This is a genomic window from Promicromonospora sp. NPDC052451 (genome assembly GCF_044547525.1).
Lineage (GTDB): Bacteria > Actinomycetota > Actinomycetes > Actinomycetales > Cellulomonadaceae > Promicromonospora.
This window is the reverse complement of the sequence record NZ_JBIUAP010000003.1, coordinates 1-17687: the sequence shown is the minus strand read 5'-3', so window position 1 is coordinate 17687 and position 17687 is coordinate 1. Positions and strand designations below refer to the sequence as shown.

Annotated in this window: 11 protein-coding genes; 8 read left to right on the top strand and 3 right to left on the bottom strand. The window is 74.0% G+C overall.

The genetic code is table 11. The annotated features are described in order from the left end of the window. The first annotated feature begins 8 nt into the window (after positions 1-8). Positions 9-800, top strand: a complete 792-nt coding sequence (locus ACIG47_RS05780; RefSeq protein WP_397430348.1) for a UdgX family uracil-DNA binding protein — start codon at positions 9-11, stop codon at positions 798-800. 41 nt (positions 801-841) lie between these two features. On the opposite strand, the gene ACIG47_RS05775 is transcribed toward ACIG47_RS05780, so the two are convergent. After that, positions 842-5287: a hypothetical protein gene (locus ACIG47_RS05775; RefSeq protein ID WP_397430007.1), complete on the bottom strand. Its 4446-nt coding sequence runs from the start codon at positions 5285-5287 to the stop codon at positions 842-844. Positions 5288-5404: 117 nt separating this feature from the next. Further along, complete coding sequence (locus tag ACIG47_RS05770; protein ID WP_397430006.1) at positions 5405-6076, bottom strand: GAP family protein; 672 nt, start codon at positions 6074-6076, stop codon at positions 5405-5407. 157 nt (positions 6077-6233) lie between these two features. On the opposite strand from ACIG47_RS05770, the gene ACIG47_RS05765 reads away from it, so the two are divergent. The 3 genes from ACIG47_RS05765 to ACIG47_RS05755 are packed head-to-tail and all read left to right on the top strand — an operon-like array spanning position 6234 to position 11066. Then, entirely contained in the window at positions 6234-8555 is a 2322-nt protein-coding gene (locus ACIG47_RS05765; protein WP_397430005.1) for an arylsulfatase, read from the top strand. Positions 8556-8562: 7 nt separating this feature from the next. Beyond that, positions 8563-10503, top strand: a complete 1941-nt coding sequence (locus tag ACIG47_RS05760) for a SulP family inorganic anion transporter (RefSeq protein ID WP_397430004.1) — start codon at positions 8563-8565, stop codon at positions 10501-10503. After that, the gene (locus tag ACIG47_RS05755) at positions 10503-11066 is read left to right on the top strand and encodes a DUF4203 domain-containing protein (RefSeq protein ID WP_397430003.1); all 564 of its coding nucleotides are present in this window, start codon (positions 10503-10505) and stop codon (positions 11064-11066) included. Before ACIG47_RS05760 ends, ACIG47_RS05755 begins: the two co-directional genes overlap by 1 nt. Before the next feature lie 9 nt (positions 11067-11075). Here ACIG47_RS05755 and ACIG47_RS05750 read toward each other — a convergent pair whose 3' ends face one another. Next, positions 11076-11768 (bottom strand): GAP family protein, encoded by a 693-nt coding sequence (locus ACIG47_RS05750; protein WP_397430002.1) that lies wholly within the window; start codon positions 11766-11768, stop codon positions 11076-11078. Between the two features lie 122 nt (positions 11769-11890). On the opposite strand from ACIG47_RS05750, the gene ACIG47_RS05745 reads away from it, so the two are divergent. The 4 genes from ACIG47_RS05745 (at position 11891) to ACIG47_RS05730 (ending at position 17553) form a co-directional block, all read left to right on the top strand. Then, positions 11891-13579 carry a SulP family inorganic anion transporter gene (locus tag ACIG47_RS05745; RefSeq protein ID WP_397430001.1) on the top strand — a complete coding sequence of 563 codons (1689 nt, stop codon included), beginning with the start codon at positions 11891-11893 and terminating at the stop codon, positions 13577-13579. A 93-nt stretch (positions 13580-13672) separates the two neighbouring features. Continuing rightward, on the top strand, positions 13673-14170 hold the full coding sequence (locus ACIG47_RS05740) for a DUF1269 domain-containing protein (protein ID WP_397430000.1): 498 nt from the start codon (positions 13673-13675) through the stop codon (positions 14168-14170). Between the two features lie 21 nt (positions 14171-14191). After that, complete coding sequence (locus ACIG47_RS05735) at positions 14192-14644, top strand: hypothetical protein (protein WP_397429999.1); 453 nt, start codon at positions 14192-14194, stop codon at positions 14642-14644. A gap of 191 nt (positions 14645-14835) precedes the next feature. Next, the gene (locus tag ACIG47_RS05730) at positions 14836-17553 is read left to right on the top strand and encodes a LuxR C-terminal-related transcriptional regulator (protein ID WP_397429998.1); all 2718 of its coding nucleotides are present in this window, start codon (positions 14836-14838) and stop codon (positions 17551-17553) included. Positions 17554-17687: the final 134 nt, after the last annotated feature.

Here is a 17687-nt window from a genome sequence, read left to right as displayed (position 1 = left end):
CAGTCGCTATCGGCACCGGGTCATATTCACCCGGAACGCGAGATACCGCACCCGTCACCTGTCATACGCCGCAGGACGCTCCACCTCGGCCTGGCTGCGGGTTCACGTCGCGAGCAGACGGGCGCCGGGGCAGGCTGGGTGCGAGAGCAGCGAGGAGGTGGATCATGCCGCAGGCCCGGACCGACCGCCCCGGTGCCGAGGAGTGGGTCCCCGCGGACGCCGACGTCGACGCGCTCGCGTCCGCCGTGCACGACTGCCGCGGCTGCGAGCTCTGGCAGCCCGCGACCCAGGCCGTCTTCTCGTCCGGTCCCGCCGACGCTGCCGTGGCGCTGGTCGGTGAGCAGCCGGGCGACCGCGAGGACCGCGAGGGCGAGCCGTTCGTCGGCCCCGCCGGACGGGTCCTGGCCGAGGCCCTCCATGCGGCGCACCTCGACCCGGACCAGGTGTACCTCACCAACGCCGTCAAGCACTTCCGCTTCACGGAACGGGGCAAGCGCCGACTGCACCGCACGCCCGACGTCGCGCACGTGCGCGCCTGCCTGCCGTGGCTGGAGGCCGAGCTGGCCGCCGTCCGGCCCCGGGTGGTGGTCGCGCTCGGGGCGACGGCGGCCCGCGCCGTGCTGGGCCGGGCGGTGCGGATCGGCACCGAGCGCGGCCAGGTGCTCGACGGCGAGGCCTACGACGTCGTCGTCACGACGCACCCCTCGGCGCTGCTGCGGCTGCGGGAGCGTGCCGACCGCGCCGAGCAGCTCGAGGCCCTCGCCGCCGACCTGCGGACCGCCGCGGACGCCGCCCGCTGAGACCGGCCCCGCCGGTGCCTGCCATCACCGAGCACGGCCGGTCACGACCTCCGCCGGGCCCGCGATCCCAGCATCAGGGCCGAACCCAGCACGAGGAACACCACCGTCGCCGAGACGATCCCGCCCACACCGGCTCCGGTCAGGGGCAGGTCCCCGCCGATACCGGGTGCCTCACCCGGACCTGGCCCGCCGTCCACCCCCGTCCCGCCCCCGGGCGCCCCACCGGGCCCGCCCGGTCCGTCCGGCGGCGCGGGCGACGGCGGCGGCGAAGACGGCACGGACGGCGTCGGCGTGGATGACGGCGTAGGAGTCGGCGTCGGGGACGGCGTGGGCGACGGCGTGGGCGACGGCGTGGGCGACGGCGAAGGCCCCTGCCCCGCCGTGTTGACCACCGCGCACTCCACCGACGCCCCGGCCTCCGCCACGAGCTGGAACCCGGCCGCCCCGGGATCAGCGTCGGCCAGCCCGGCACAGGTGACCTCGCCAACCGTCCACCCGTCGCCCGGATCCGACTCCGCGACGGTGTACCCGCCCCCCGCCACGAGCCCCGTCCACGACACCGTCGCGGAACCCGGGCCGGTGCCGGTGACCGTCTGCGTGCCCGGCTCGGTCGCGTCGTCGGGCGTGAGCACGAGGTCGAAGGACCACTCCTGGCCCGGGTCCGCGCCGACCACCGTCTTGGTCACGGACACGTCCGCGGGCGCCGCCGTGTTGACCGCGTCGCACGAGACCACGGTCGCGGCCGTCGCCGTGAACTGGAACCCGTCGGCGCCGGGGTCCTCGTCCTGCGTGCCGGTGCACGTCAGGCCGGCCGACCAGCCCGCGCCCGGGTCGGGCTCGGTCAGGCTGTAGGCCGCGCCGGGCTCCAGGTCGGGCCACGTCACCACCGGCTCCTGGTCCGTCACCGTGAGCGGCACCGGTCCGCCCGGCCCGGTGAGCACGAGGTCGAACGACCACGGCGCGCCGTCGGCCCAGCCGGCCACCGTCTTCGCGACGCTGAGGCTGCCCCACGGCGCGTTGGTGTACGTGCAGGTCACGGTCTCGCCGGGGTCCAGCTCGATCGCCCCCTCCAGCCCGTCGGCGCTCGACGGCTCGCCGTCCGGGTCGCTGTCGACGCAGGTCAGGCCGGTGCCCTCGAAGCCGGGCGACGGGGTCTCCGTCACCGTGTACGAGCCGGGGGCCACGTCGGCGGACGTCCGCGTCCCCGTGCCCGACTCGGTGGCGATCGTGAACTCCGGCGGGTCCAGCCAGTCGCCCGTGAAGCCGAACTCGCCGTCGCCCTCGGTGACGTTCTTCTCGATCACGATCGTGCCGGTCCGGAAGTTCTCCGCGGTGCAGTCGCCCACGTCGCCGGGGTTCACCGAGAAGTCGCCCAGGTCGTCGATCACGAACGGCTCCCGGCCGTCGGCGGGCGTGACGGTGCACGTCAGCGCGCCCTGGACCCAGCCGTCGGTGCCGGACTCGACGAGCGAGTAGCGCACCCCGGGAACGATCTGCGGCAGGTCGACCGTCGCCGTGCCGTCCACCGTCGTCACGGGTACCACCACCGGGTCCACCGCCTCGTCCAGGTCGGTCAGGACGAGCTCGAACTCGCCGTCGCCGCCCACCGCGGTCTTCGTCAGGGTGCCGCTGCCCTGCACAGCCGTGTTCACGAGCTCGCACGACGCCGACGCGCCCACCGGCGCGACGAACTGCAGCCCCGGGCTGCCCGGGTCGGCGTCCTCGACGCCGTCGCACTCCACGTCGCCCGTCCAGCCGGGCACCTGCTCCTCGGTGATCGAGTACGCCTGCCCGGGGACCAGCCCGGTCCAGGTCACCGTGCGGCCGGACTGCCCGGTACCGGCGACGGTCTGCGGCGATGTCCCGCCCGCCGGCACGGGGTCGATGCTCAGGTCGAACGCCCACGGCTGGTCCACGCCGATCCCGGTGGCCACCTTGGCCACGCTGATCGACGACGACGTCACGGCGTTCTCCGCCCCGCAGTCCAGCACCTGGCCCGGCGTGAGCACGAGCTGGAACCCCGGTGCCGGGCTCAGGTCGTCCAGGCCGGTGCAGGTGATCTCGCCCCGGGTCCAGCCGGGCGGCGGCGTGCCGCCCTCCCGCAGCGTGTACTCGACGCCCGGGACCAGACCGTCCCACTCGACGGTCGGCGATGCCGAGGTCGCGGCCCGGGACACGACGGTGCCGCCCGGGTCCACCAGCTCGAAGTCGAACGTCCACGACAGGTCGGGCCCGCCGCCCGCCACGGTCTTGGTGACCGACGCCGTGGCGGCGTCGGCCGCGTTCGTGAAGAAGCAGACGACGACTCCGCCCGCGGGCAGGTCCACCGCGACGCCCCGCCCGTCCGCCGTGGGCGCCCAGAAGTCCTCGGTGCAGTCGAGGTCGGTGAGCGACCAGCCCGGCTCGTCGGCCGGCTCGGTGATGGTGTGCACCCCGGCGTCGAGGTCGAGGAACGTCCGGAGCGCGACGTTCGGCGGCACCGAGTTCCCGTTGAGCGTGAACGGCTCCGGGTCACCGCCGGGCGGCGTGTGGACGAAGTCGAACTCCTGGTCGTACTCCACGGGCACGGTCCGTTTGATGACCGTGATGGAGCCGGGCAGCGTGTTGGTGAAGAAGCACCGCACCGTCTCCCCCGGCAGCACCGTGAGGTCGATCGCGCGCGTGGCCGGGTCCCCCGAGTGGTCGGCGCCGCCGTAGGTGCAGGCGAGGTCGGCCAGCACGGTCGCCGGGTCGCCGTCGTCGGTCAGCTCCTCGATCGTGTAGGTGCCGGCCGGGACGTCGGTGATCACCTCCTCGTACAGGGTGCCGTCACCCTGCTCCACCTCGATCGAGAACTCCTCGCCGCCCGGGATGTCGCTCGTGAAGTCGAACGTGCGCCCGTCCACGCCGTGCGCCTCCTTGGCGACGACGACGGTGCCGAGCCGGGTGTTGGTGAAGGTGCACTCGATCTCCTGCCCGGCCAGGGGCACCACCGTGGCCGAGCGCTCCGCCAGGTCCGCGTCCGCCGTGCACGCGATCTCCGGGGGCAGCCAGCCGTCCGCCACACCCTCGGTCAGCGTGACGGGAACGCCCGCGGGCACCGGGAACGACGCACTCCGGCCGTCGGTCAGGGTGACCGGGTCCTGCCCGGTGACCTCGAACGTGAAGTCACCCTCGGCCCCGTCCGGGACCGTCTGCTTGGTGACGGTGACGACGGCCGCCGAGTTCGTGACCACGCAGTCCGTGGTGCTCTGCGGGCTGACGGGGAACCGGTCGGACGGGTCGTCGAGCACGTACTGCTGCGGCGGGCCGCCCGCGGGTGGCACCGCGGTGCACACGACCGACTCCTGGGTCCAGGGCGGTGGCGCGTCGGTCTCCGTGAGCGAGTACCCGTCACCGGCCAGCACGTCCTGGTACGTGACGGTCTCGCCCGCGGCGAGGGTGCCGTCCAGGGTCTCCACCACCGGCGGGCCCGGCTGGACCGGCCCCGTGTCGCTGTCCACCGTGAACCCGAACTCGTCCCCCGTGCCGGCCACGTCCGGCACGGTCTCCTTGGTGACGCTGAGCGCGCCGCAGTTGGAGATGTTCAGGCGGTCTGGCGTGTGGTCGGCGAAGTCCTGGATGTTCGCGGTCTCGGAGTTCCCCGTCCGGGTGAACATCTCCGAGACCTGGAACGTGGAGCACACCTGCGGGGAGAACAGCCCGGCCGAGCTGAGATCGATGGCGAACTCACCGAACGTCTCCTGGAACTGGTTGGTCAATGGCGGGCCCTCGCTGCGCACGCCGACCGACCAGTCGAAGTCGGCGGTGCCGGGCTGCACCACCCAGGTGCCCGCGCCGAGGGGGTCCGCGCAGCCGTCACCCGCCGCCGGCACCCACCGCTCGACCTCCACCGTCGTACCCGACGAGGCGTAGTTGAACTCCAGCAGCACGTCGTCGCACCGGCCAGGCCCCGGACCCTCCAGGTGCTGGAACACGCTGACCTCACCGTTGCCGACGTACCGCGTCCAGTACCCGTAGAGGATCGGGTGCTGCGCACCGGCCGGGGTGGTGACGACCTCGACGCCGTAGCCCGTGGAGCACAGGTCGCCCTTGGCGTTCGGGTTGGACGGCCCGGGCCGCCACGGGTTGGTACCCGGGCTCTGGCTCGGCGGCGCGCCGGTGGGATCGGGGTTGGCGTTGCAGGCGGCGCCCGCGGAGCTGTTGTCCCAGTCGAAGCTGCCCTGGACCACGCCCGTGGAGCTGTTTCCCTGGGCTGTCACGTACGGGCCGGTCGGCGTGAACGTGAAGCTGCTGTCCGGCTGCACGTCCGTGATGAAGTCGCCCCAGTTGAACGTCTCGGGTGGCGCGGCCGGGTCCGTGGTGCCGTCCAGGGCCATCCCGGTCTGCAGGCCGGACGGTTCCAGGGTCGCGGCCGCGGCGCGGACCGGCAGCAGGACCGGGACCAAGACGGCGGTCACCAGGGTGGTGGCCGCGAGCGCCGCTACGAGCCGGCGGGCGCCCGTCACGCGGCGTCCGCCTCGTTGTTCCGACCCGGCACAGGTTCCTCCCGCTCGTCTCGGGTGCTGGACGCGTTCGACGCTACGAACGGGGTGATCGGCCGACCACCGGGGTCCCGGCGGATTTCAGAGGACGGAAATCCCGTCCCCGAGCATCTTGGCGCCGAGCACGAGCAGCAGGACGGCCATGATCGCCGCGTTGTTGCGGACCATCCACGACCTCAGCTCGTCGAGCACCGGGCCGGCCCGGGACCCGAGCGCGACGTAGATGACCACGGGAGTCACGACGCCCGCGCTGGCCACCACGGCGAACACGAGCGCCGCGACCACGGTCGCGGACGTGTCCCCGGGTGCCGCCGCCGCGATCGCCGCGCCGCCGGACACGACCAGGAGCAGGTTCTTGGGGTTGACCGCGCCGAGCAGCACCGCGAGCCCGGCCGACCGCGCGGGCGTGAACCGCTCGATCGCCGCCATCCATGCCGGGGCGGGCGGTTCGGCGTCGCCCCGGGGGCGGCCGCGCCACTGCCGGACGCCGAGGGCGACCAGCAGGACGCCGAGCACGATCTTGAGCCAGCCGGTCCAGGTGGCGGGCCCGCCGTCGTCGGGCGTGGCGTTGCCGGCGACGAGGGCGACCACGGCCACGAGGGCGAGCACGGCCACGAACCAGCCGACCACGAAGGCCAGCGCGTTGGCCCGCGCCCGCCCGCTCACGAGCATCAGCACCACCGCGACGATCGGCAGCGGGCTGATCAGCACACCGACCGCGACGGGCAGCGACTGACCGATCGCAGCGCCCATGCTCCTCACCTCCGCCAGGGCGGCCTCGGCGGCCGTGCGGCCCACGCTAGGCATCGCCCAGGGGGCGCGGCGTCACCCGAACTGGGTGACCCGGCGGCCCCGGCGCACGCCGAGCATGAGCCGTGACGCAACCGGTCGAGCAGATGAGGTGGAGACCATGTCGGAGCCGTTCAAGGGCCGGATCGAGCTGGACGTGCGGGACTCGGTGCCGGACTGGGCACCGTTCACCCTGAGGAAGGCTCCCGACGGAGCGCCGAACGTCCTGGTGATCCTCTACGACGACACGGGGATGGCCGCGTGGTCGGCCTACGGCGGGCGCATCGCGATGCCCACCCTCGACCGCCTGGCGGCGGGCGGGCTCACCTACTCCCAGTGGCACACGACGGCGCTCTGCTCCCCCACCCGGTCGGTCTTCCTCACGGGCCGCAACCACCACGTCAACCGCTGCGCCGCGATCATGGAGGCGACCAACGGCTTCCCCGGCGCGGCCGGCCGGCTGCCCGCGGAGTGCGCCACCGTGGCCCAGCTCCTGCAGGACAGCGGGTGGTCCACGTTCTGGCTGGGCAAGAACCACAACGTGCCCGAGGAGGACATCTCCAGCGGCGGCAGCCGGTCGGAGTGGCCGCTGCAGAAGGGGTTCGACCGCTTCTACGGGTTCCTCGGCGGGGAGACCAACCAGTGGTACCCCGACCTCGTGGAGGACAACCGGTTCATCGAGCCGCCGTACACCCCCGAGGAGGGCTACCACCTGTCGAAGGACCTGGCCGACCAGGCGATCCGGATGCTCCGCGACCAGAAAGCGTCCAACCCCTCCAAGCCCTGGTTCATGTGGTACTGCCCGGGCGCCAACCATGCCCCGCACCACGCCCCGCAGGACTACATCGACAAGTACCGCGGCATGTTCGACGACGGGTACGAGGCCTACCGCGAGTGGGTGCTGGCTCGCATGATCGAGCGCGGCATCCTGCCCGAGGGCACGGAGCTCACCCCGCTCAACCCGATGCCCGAGGACGCCGCCAACCCCGCGGACCGCGTGCGGCCCTGGGCCGAGCTGACCGACGACGAGAAGCGCCTGTTCAGCCGGATGGCCGAGGTCTTCGCGGCGTTCTCCGAGTACACGGACGTGCAGATCGGCCGGGTGATCGACCACCTGGAGCAGACGGGGCAGCTCGACAACACCCTCGTCTTCTACTGCGCCGACAACGGCGCGTCCGGTGAGGGCAGCCCGGACGGGTCGGTCAACGAGAACAAGTTCTTCAACGGCTTCCCGGACGACCTGGCGGAGAACCTCGGCTACCTGGACACCCTGGGCAGCCCGGAGACGTACAACCACTACCCCACCGGGTGGGCGGCCGCGTTCTCCACGCCGTTCCAGATGTTCAAGCGGTACGCCCAGTACGCGGGCGGCACGTGCGACCCGATGGTGGTCCACTGGCCGGCCGGGATCCGGGCGCGCGGTGCCGTGCGCCACCAGTACCACCATGCGACCGACATCGTCGCGACCATCCTGGACGTCACGGGTGTCGAGCTGCCCGCCACCTACCGGGGTGTGGAGCAGCGCCCCCTGAACGGCGTCTCGATGCGGTACAGCTTCGACGACGGTGACGCACGGACCACCAAGGAGCGGCAGTACTACGCCATGCTCGGTACCCGGGCGGTCTGGCAGGACGGCTGGAAGGCCGCGGCGGTGCACGCCCCGATCAGCGGGCACGGCCGGTTCGACCAGGACGCCTGGGAGCTCTACCACGTCGACCAGGACCGCTCCGAGTCCCGGGACCTCGCGGCCGAGCATCCGGAGAAGCTGCGCGAGCTGGTCGCCGCCTGGTTCGAGGAGGCGGACCGGAACAACGTGCTCCCGCTGGACGACCGGACCGCCGTCGAGCAGCTCACGATCGACCGCCCCCAGGCCGAGCCGCCCCGCACCCGGTACGTCTACTACCCGGAGGCCGCGCCGGTCCCCGAGGGCGTGGCCGTCAACCTGCGCGGCCGCTCGTACAAGATCGTGGCCGACGTCGAGCTCACGCCCGACTCCGAGGGCGTGCTCTTCGCCCACGGGGCCCGCTTCGGCGGGCACGCCCTGTTCGTCACGGACCACCGGCTGCACTACGTGTACAACTTCCTGGGCATCAAGCCCGAGCAGGTCTTCGTCTCGGACGTGCTGCCCACCGGGAAGACCACGCTCGGGGTCGAGTTCGTGCGCGAGGCCGCCGGGGACCACGGGGAGTCGATCGGTACGACCCGCCTGTACGTCGGCGAGGACGTGGTCGCCGACGGGCCGATGCGCGCGCAGGTCGGCAAGTTCACGCTCTGCGGCGACGGGTTGTGCGTCGGGTACGACAGCGCCGACCCGGTCAGCCGCCTGTACCGCGCGCCGTTCCGGTTCACCGGCGGCCGGCTCCTGGGCGTGGGCATCGACGTGAGCGACGAGCAGTACCTCGACCTGGAGCGCGAGGCCGCCGCCGCCCTGTCGCGGGAGTGACCCGCGGGTGAGCGACCACGACCTCTCCTCGCTCTTCGGCTCGCGGCTGCGGCAGGCGGTCCGGCGCGCCGGCCGACGCGTCCGGCAGGAGGGCGCCGACGTCCTGCCGCGCCGCCGGCATCTGCGCGACGACATCGTCGCCGGGCTGCCGGGCGCGATCTCCAGCGTGCCCGACGGGATGGCGGCCAGCGTGCTCGCCGGCGTCAACCCCGCCCACGGGTTGTACGCGTCCTTCGTCGGCCCCGTCGCCGGCGGCCTGACCAGCTCCACCCGCCTCATGGTGGTCACCACCACGAGCGCCGCGGCCCTGGCCGCCGGGTCGGCCCTGGCCGGGTACGACGGCGAGGACCGCTCCGCCGCGATGATCCTGCTGACCCTCCTGGCCGGAGGGCTCATGATCGTCGCCGCGCTGCTGCGTCTGAGCCGGTACATCCGGTTCGTCTCCTACTCCGTCATGCTCGGCTTCCTCACGGGCATCGCCGTGAACATGGTGCTCGGCCAGATCCCCGACCTGCTGGGCATCTCCGCGCAGGGATCCGTGTCCGTCACCAAGGCGTGGTACGCGATCACCCACCTGCCCGACGCCGTCCCGGCCGCCGCGCTGTGCGGTGCGTCCGCGCTCGCGGTCCTGGTGCTGCTCGGGCTGACGCGCTGGTCGGTCATGAGCTCCCTGGTCGCCCTGCTGCTGCCCACCGTGGGCGTGCTGCTGCTCGGCGCGGGCTCGGTGGCCCTCGTCGAGGACACCGGCGCCATCCCCCACGGTCTGCCGGTACCCGTGCTGCCGGAGCTGCGCCTGTTCAGCACGGAGCTGGTGGGCGGGGCGGCGGCCGTGGCCGCCCTCGTGCTGATCCAGGGCGCGGGCGTCGCGGAGGCCGTGCCGAACCCTGGCGGCGCCCGCAGCTCCACCCGCCGCGACTTCGCCGCCCAGGGCGTCGCCAACGTCACCTCCAGCCTGTTCGGCGGTCAGCCGGTCGGGGGCTCGGTCGGGCAGACGGCGCTCAACCTGACGGCGGGCGCGGCGAGCCGCTGGGCCGCGATCTGGTCCGGGCTCTGGATGGCGATCATCCTCCTGGCGTTCTCCGGCGTGGTGGGCAAGGTGGCGATGCCGACGCTCGCGGCCGTGCTCGTCTACGCCGGCGCCAAGGCGGTCTCGCCCGGCGAGATCGCCGCGGTCGCGCGGGCCGGGCGCATCCCGGCGCTCGCCATGGTGGCCACGTTCGTCGCCGTGCTGGTGCTGCCGGTGGCGCAGGCGGTGGGCGTCGGCGTCATCGTGTCGCTCATCCTGCAGCTCAACCAGGAGGCCCTGGACCTCAAGGTCGTGCGCCTGGAGCGGGACGAGGCCGGCCACACGGTCGAGTCCCGGCCGCCCCGTGCGGTGTCCGCCGGCGAGGTGGTGCTCCTGGACGCCTACGGCTCCCTCTTCTACGCCGGGGCCCGCACCCTGCAGCGCCAGCTTCCCGTCCCGGTCGCGGGCCAGGACGCGGCCCCGGACCACGACGCGGACGAGAGCGCCGCGCGAGCGCCGGCCCCGGGTCCGGCGCACCGCGAGGGTCCCGTGGTCATCCTGCGCCTGCGCGGCCGGACCACGCTCGGCGCCACGTTCCTCAAGGTGGCCGGCGACTACGCCCACGCCCTGCACGAGGCCGGCGGCTCGCTCTACCTGACCGGCGTCGACCCCGACCTGGCCGCCTCCTGGGAGCGCGACGGGACGGTGCGCGGCCTGGCCGGCGTGCACGTGCGCCCGGCGACGCCGCGCCTGGGCGAGTCGACGCGGGCCGCCCTCGAGGCCGTCGCCGCCCACCGCACGGGCGGCGACACCGGGCACGACGCAGGGCACGACGCAGGGCACGGCACCGTGCACCGCGTGGACCCGGCGGACGACGCCGGTCCCTTCCCCGCGCCGGGCTCCCCCGCGCCCGATTCCCCCGCACCCGACGGAGACCGCTGATGTCCGCCCTCGCCATCATCCTGGTCGGCCTGGCCCTGTGCCTGGCAGGCTCGCTCTCGGTCCGTCTGGCCGTGCTCGCCGCCGGGTTCGGCGTGGCCTGGACCCTCGCCGAGGCGTTCGACGCCGACACCGGCACCGCCGTGCTGATCGGCCTGGGCGGGGCCGTGCTGGCGGCGGTGCTGACGCTGCTGGTCGCACGGCTCCTGTTCTTCGTCGGCGGCCTGTGCCTGGGCGCCGTCATCGGGGCCAGGCTGTTCGTCCTGGTCCAGGGCGGCAGCGCCGACGTGCTGCTCGCGGTGATCGTGGTACCCGCCGTGGCGTTCGTGTGCGCACTCCTGGCCCGCCGCTTCGAGCGGCCGTTCCTGGTGTGGGCCACGGCGCTCGGCGGCGCGGCGCTGGTGCTCTCCGGTGTCGGGCGCCTCTGGGCGGGCGTCGCGGGCGAGCTGTGGCGGCCGACCTCCAGCGCGGGCGTCGTCCTGGTCCTGGCCCTGTGGATCGCGCTGGCGGTCGCCGGGCGCGTCGCCCAGGGACGCTGGGTGCGGTCCGGGCCCCGGGACGGGTAGGCCGCCGGTTCAGCCGAGCACCTGGACCAGGCCACGCACCGTGAAGAGCGCGCCGAAGACCAGGAGCACGGCGGCCCCGATCGCGCGGTCGTGGTGCACGAGCCAGAACCGCATCACCGTCAGCCGCCGGCGCCCGGGCAGGCCCGTGGCGGCGTAGAACGCGGTGGGGATCACGTAGTCCAGGACGCTGGCTACCACGAGGACCAGCACCCCGGCAGCCTGCTCGGCCACCGTGACGTCGGCGGTCAGGACCATCCCCAGGCCGGACAGGAAGATCGCGACGTTCGGGTTGACGAGCGCGAGCACCACCGCGCTGACCACGAGGACCCGCGTGGTCGGCTGCGCCAGGCGACGCGCCCATCCCGGGACCTCCGGTTCGGCACCGGACGGGGGCCCGGGCGGCGCGGCCCTCGCCCGGACCAGCGCCAGCACACCGACGGCCAGGAACAGCACGCCGACGACGAGACCGATCCAGCCGCGGACGGTACCGGGGTCGGCCGTCTCCTGCGTGCCCGCGGTGCGGCCGAGGGACAGCACCACCGCACCGAGCACGGCGTACACGACCATCACCGTCCCGCCGAACACCGCGACGTTGCGGTACGGGCGGTGCGACCCGAGCAGCAGCAGGCACGCGACGATCGCCGCGGGAGTCACGGCGAGGCCCAGGATCTCCGGCACGAGCTGTGCGAGCAGGTCGCCCATGCGCCGACCATCGCCCACCGCAACACGGGAGGTGTCACCCCTTCCGGGTGACCTGGCCCGCGCGGGCCCGCGCCTACGGTCGACGCCGACCGGTCGTGCCGCCCACCGGAGAGGAACTGTCGGTGACCAGACTCCTCGCCCCGTCGTTCACGGGGTTCCAGCGTGCGTGGGTGCGCCCGGACGTCGTGGCGGGCCTGGCCGTCTGGGCGGTGCTGGTCCCGGAGGCGCTCGCGTACGCCGCCATCGCCGGCGTGCCGCCGGTCGTGGGCCTCTACGCCGCGGTGCCGGCCCTGGCGCTCTACGCCCTGGCGGGCACGTCCCGCCAGCTCGTCGTGTCCCCGATGTCGGCGACGGCCGCGCTGTCCGCGGGCATCGTCGCCGGTGTCGCGGGCAGCGACGGCGACCCGGTGACACTGACCGTCGCCCTCGCGCTCGCCACCGGCGTCGTCGCGATCCTGGCGGGGCTGCTCCGGCTGGGCTTCCTCGCCGCCTTCATCTCCGAGCCGGTGCTCAAGGGGTTCATCATCGGCCTCGCCCTGACGATCATCATCGGTCAGGTGCCCGATCTCATCGGCGTCGAGGGCGGCTCAGGCAGCTTCTTCGAGAAGACGTGGGCGCTGCTGGGCCGGCTCGGCGACGTCGATGCGCTGACCGTGACGGTCGGCCTGGCGAGCCTGGCGGCCCTGGTCCTGGTGCGCCGCACCATGCCGTTCCTGCCGGGATCGCTCGTGGTGGTCCTGGCGGCGATCGGCGCCACGGTGCTGCTCGGACTCACCGACAGCGGCCTGGCCGTCGTGGGCCCCATCGACTCGGGGCTGCCGCAGGTCGGTGTCCCCGACGTGAGCGCCACCCAGTTCGCCGAGCTCCTCGGTGGCGCGGTCGGCCTGATGCTCATCGGCTTCGCGGAGGGCCTGGGCGCGGCCAAGACGTACGCCGCCCGCGAGGGTTACGACGTGGACCCCAACCACGAGCTGATCGGCCTCGGGCTGTCGAACCTCGGCTCCGGGTTCCTCTCGGGCATGGTCGTCAACGGGAGCCTGTCCAAGACCGCGGTAAACGCGAGCGCGGGGGCGCGGTCCCAGGTGTCGGCGCTGACTGCCGCAGCGCTCACGGTGCTCACGCTGCTGTTCCTCACCGGGATCTTCGAGCAGCTCCCGCTGGCGACCCTGGCCGCCGTCGTGGTGGCCGCCGTCGTGGAGCTGGTCGATGTCCGCTCGCTGCGCCGCCTGTGGCGCGTGCGGACGGGGCGCATCGCCCGCGTCTACCAGGTCACCGCACGCGCCGACTTCATGGCCGCCGGGGCCGCTCTGCTGGGCGTCCTGGTCTTCGACACGCTGCCCGGTCTGGTCATCGGCGTCGCCGTGTCCCTGGTGCTGCTGCTCGCCCGGACGTCGCGGCCGCGCATCACCGTGCTCGCCCCCGTCGGCGACGAGCCGGGCCGGCCCTGGGTCGACGCGCGACGCAACCCCGGCTACCCCACCGTGCCGCACGTGCTCGCCGTCCGGGTCGAGGGGCCGCTGATGTTCGCCAACGCCGAGTACGTGCGCTCCCAGGTCCGGGACCTCGCGACGGGGACCGACGGGCTGCGGCTCGTCGTGCTGGACTGCCGTGCCACGCCGTCCGTCGACGTGACCGCCGCCGCGATGCTGGCACAGCTGCGCGAGGACCTGCGGCGCGACGGCGCCGACCTGGCCCTCGCCGAGGGCATCGGCCAGGTGCGCGACGTCCTGGCGCGGTCCGGCGAGGAGGGCGAGCCGCCGCTGTTCACCACGCTGGACGACGCCGTCCGTCCCGACGCCGGCCGCGGGTGACCAGGTTCACCGGGAACGGGTGAGGCCCGGGACCCGCGGGGCGGCTGGAGTGGCGGGGTCAGGGCAGTCCACGTGATCCCGAAGGAGCATCCCATGGCTCAGGCAACGCTGACCGTCTGGAAGTTCAAGAGCGCCGACGGGGCGGACACCGCGTCGACGACGATCCAGCAGCTCGCCCGCGAGAACCTCATCTCCGTCCACGACGCGGCGACCGTGCGCTGGGAGGAGGGTGCGAAGAAGCCGAAGACTCGTCAGCTCGCCTCCACGACGGGTGCCGGGGCTCTCGGCGGGACCTTCTGGGGGATGCTCTTCGGGCTCCTGTTCTTCGTCCCGCTGCTCGGCGCCGCGATCGGCGCCGCCACGGGCGCCCTGAGCGGCGCCCTCACCGACGTCGGCATCGACGACGGCTTCATCAACCGCGTCCGGGACGAGATCACGCCCGGCACCTCGGCGCTGTTCGTCATGTCCTCGGACGCCGTGGTCGACAAGATCCACGACGCGTTCGCCGGGCAGGAACCGCCCGAGCTCATCTTCACCAACCTCGACGCCACGCAGGAGGCAGCCCTCCGCGAGGTCTTCGCCGAGGACTGACCCGCACCGAGGAGCCAGACCATGTCCGAAGCACGCACGCCCGGGTCCGACCCGTATCCCGGCATGACACCCGTGGCCGCCTACGGCCCGCCGCCGTCGGTGGCGCTCACCACCTCCGGGTTCGCCGGGACGATGCTCATCATGGTGGCGCTGTTCCAGATCCTCCAGGGGATCGCCGCGGTCGCCGCCAACACCGTGTACCTGACCGGCGTCGAGTACGTGTACCAGCTCGACGTGACCACCTGGGGCTGGGTGCACATCGTCGTGGGCGCGATAGCGCTCGCGACGGGGATCGGTGTTCTCGCCGGCCGCGCCTGGGCGTATATGGTCGGAATTGTTCTCGCCGTGGTCGCAAGCATCACCAACTTTGCATTCTTGCCGTACTACCCCATTTGGAGCATTGTCGTCCTCGCGTTCAACGTTGCCGTGATCTGGGCGTTGTGCACGCTTCTCGCCGAGCCGGAAAGGGCATGAGGAGCGGGTGAAAAACCCTGCCACCAGGCACCGCGAACGAATGCCGGGCATCATTGCTGCAGAGCGTTGATGAATTCTCGGGTGCACGACATTCACGTTTCAGAAAGCGCCATGTCTGGTCCGTGACGTCCCGCACCACCATCGGACGGCCAGGGGGCGGCCGCCACCTTCGAGTGGGAGGACGCCCAGGTATGCGCACGACATCGAGCCCGGTCGCCGCGCGAGCCCGTACGACGACCGCCTCGCGGCCGGGGGTCGCACCCACGATGCCCGGCCCGCACGGCCGTGGGACTCCGCCCGACCGGTCCATGCCCGCGCTCCCGCGGGTCTACGTGCCCCGCCCCCGCCTCTGGCAGCGGCTGGACGAGGCGGTCGAGGGGGCCGTGTCCCTCGTCGTGGCGCCCGCGGGTGCCGGCAAGACGCTGGGCGTCGCCGGCTGGCTGCGACACACCGGTTCCGGCCGCGCCCGGGACGCGGTATGGATCGACGCCGACGCCTCCTGGACACCCGACCGGCTCTCTGCCGCGCTGGACGGCACGAGCCACCCCGGAGCCGGGGCCGGCCCGCCGCTCGTGGTGGTCGACGACGCCCACCTGCTGCCCCGGGCGACCCTGCACCACCTCGACGAGCGCCTCAGCTCCGCGCCCACCTCGCTGCGGGTGCTCCTGCTGAGCCGCTGGACCCTGCCGCTGACCCGGCTGGTCCCGGAGCTCCTGGGCCACTTCACGTTCCTGCGGGGCGACCTGCTGCGGCTCGGCGACGCCGAGAACGCCGCCCTCGTCGCGGGCCACGCCCGCACCGACGACCCGCGGGTGGCCGACGCCGTGCACCGGCACGCGGACGGGTGGTGCGCCGCCGCGGTGCTCGCCGCCCGTGGCGTGGGCGCGGCGCCCGACCCCGTGATGGCCGCCCGCCTGCTCTCCCACGACACGGCACCGCTCGCCGACCGGGTGGCGGGCGAGGTCTTCGGCACCCTCAGCCCCCGGCAGCGGCACCTGCTGCTGTGCGTCGCGGGCGAGGGCGCGGTGAGCGTGCCGACGGCCGCCCACCTGGCCCACGACCAGCACGCCGGAGAGATCCTCGCGGAGCTGGAGGACACCGGCCTCCTGGTGCGGCGCGACGAGCGGTGCGCGGGGGCCGACGAGTTCCGCGTGCACCCCCTCCTGGTGGAGATCGTCCGGCAGCGGCTGACGGCGGGCGGCGTCGAGGCAGCCCGGGCCCGGGCCACCGTCGTCCGCGCGGTCGGGCTCGACGTGGCCCGGGGCAACCCGTCGGACGCCTTCGCCCGGCTGGTCCGGGTCCGCGCGCCCGGCGAGGCCGCCGACGTCCTGGCCCGCGACGGGGTGCGGATGGTGCTGAGCCTGTGCGGGCCCGACGAGGTGGACGAGTTCGTCCGCACCGAGCCCGAGACGGTCGACGGCCGCCCCGACACATGGTTCGCCATCGCGCTCGGCTGCTGGCTCCGGGACGACGTCGAGGGCACGCGGCACTGGGGCGACCGGCTGCTCGGCGGGCGGCGCCGGCCGCACTCCTGGCTGCCCGGTCATCCCGAGGGCCTCGACGCGCGCCTCGCCTGCGTACGCCTCTGGCGGGCGGCGCTCGCGCTGGAGCCCGCCTACGCCGCCGTCGGCCACGCCAAGCGCGTGCTCGCCGCGTCGCAGGCGCGCCCCGCCGTGCGGGAGGCGAACGCGGACGTGCTGCCGGTGCTGGCCACCGAGCTCGGCGTGCTGCAGAACTGGCTCGGCGAGCTCACGGAGGCCGAGACCAACCTGACCCTCGCCGTCAGCCTGTCCCGCAGCCAGGGACTGGCGCCGCTCGGGACGTGCGCCCTGAGCCACCTCGCCTTCACCCAGTACATGCGCGGGCGCGAGAGCGCGTGCACCGAGCTCGCCACGGAGGTGCTCGACACCACGGGCGCGCCGGAGACGCGCGGCGGGCAGGTCGTGGCGGCGCGGGCGGGCCTCGCGCAGCTCCTCGCCCGCCTGCTCGACGTGCCGTCCCCGCGCGAGACCACCACGGAGCAGGCGGCGAGCCCGCGCTATCACAGCGGCGACCTGTGCACGCGCTTCTGGTTCCGGATCTGGGACGCCCGCCTGCAGGTGCTCGCGGGCGACGTGGCGGGGGCGCAGCGCATCCTCTCCGGCCCCGGGGAGTGCCTGCGGCTCACGGACGACCAGCTCCCGGACCACCTGCGCGTCGCCCTGCTGGTCGAGCGGGCGTTCGTGGCGGCGCTGGCCAACGACCGCGACACGCTCCGTTCCCTGCACCGTTCCCTCGAGCTGCTCGACGCCGTGGGCGAGTCCGCTCTCGTGCAGGGTCTGCACGCCGACCGGGACGGTGACCGACGGGTCGCCGCCGCGGCGTTCGAGGCCGCCTCCGCGGACGCCACCTACTCGCAGCCGCCCACGCGTGCGCTCGCGCTGGCCTGCGAGGCCCAGCTCCTCGACGCGCTCGGCGACCCGGCGGGCTCCGGCGACCGCCTCGCGGAGGCGATCGCCGTGACCGAGTCGCGCAGGAACGCCGCGCCGTTCCTGGGTTGGACGCGCCAGGGCACGCCCATCGAGACGCTCCTGCGGCGGCTGGCCAAGCGGGTCGGCTCCGGGTGGCTGAGCGACCTCGTGGCAACGGCCTCGGGACGCCCCGACGTCACGGCGCTCTACGCGTCGGTGACGGCGACGCCGGGCGAGCTCGACGACGTCGCCCAGGCGCTCGTGCCCCCGGCCCTCAGCCCGCGCGAGCGGGAGGTGCTCAACGAGCTGGCCCGGGGCGCCACCTACGCGGACATCGCCGCGGCGCTGTTCGTCTCGGAGAACACGGTCAAGACCCACGTGTCGAGCCTGTACACCAAGCTCGCGGCCTCACGCCGCAGCGAGGCGCTCAAGATCGCCCGGGGCTTCCACCTGCTCTGAGCGCAGCCGGCGGGGGGGGGGGGCCCCCCCCGGGGGGGGGCCCCCCCCCCCCGGGGGGGGGGCCCCGCCCCCCCCGCCCCCCCGGGGGGGGGGCGGGGGGGGGGGGCGGGCGGGGGGGGGGGCGCGGGGGTGGG

Bases quoted from the DNA above. Each gene is read 5' to 3' on its own strand.
- ACIG47_RS05770 (WP_397430006.1), bottom strand. From the start codon at position 6,076: ATGGGCGCTGCGATCGGTCAGTCGCTGCCCGTCGCGGTCGGTGTGCTG.
- ACIG47_RS05765 (WP_397430005.1), top strand. From the start codon at position 6,234: ATGTCGGAGCCGTTCAAGGGCCGGATCGAGCTGGACGTGCGGGACTCG.
- ACIG47_RS05755 (WP_397430003.1), top strand. From the start codon at position 10,503: ATGTCCGCCCTCGCCATCATCCTGGTCGGCCTGGCCCTGTGCCTGGCA.
- ACIG47_RS05750 (WP_397430002.1), bottom strand. From the start codon at position 11,768: ATGGGCGACCTGCTCGCACAGCTCGTGCCGGAGATCCTGGGCCTCGCC.
- ACIG47_RS05740 (WP_397430000.1), top strand. From the start codon at position 13,673: ATGGCTCAGGCAACGCTGACCGTCTGGAAGTTCAAGAGCGCCGACGGG.
- ACIG47_RS05735 (WP_397429999.1), top strand. From the start codon at position 14,192: ATGTCCGAAGCACGCACGCCCGGGTCCGACCCGTATCCCGGCATGACA.
- ACIG47_RS05730 (WP_397429998.1), top strand. From the start codon at position 14,836: ATGCGCACGACATCGAGCCCGGTCGCCGCGCGAGCCCGTACGACGACC.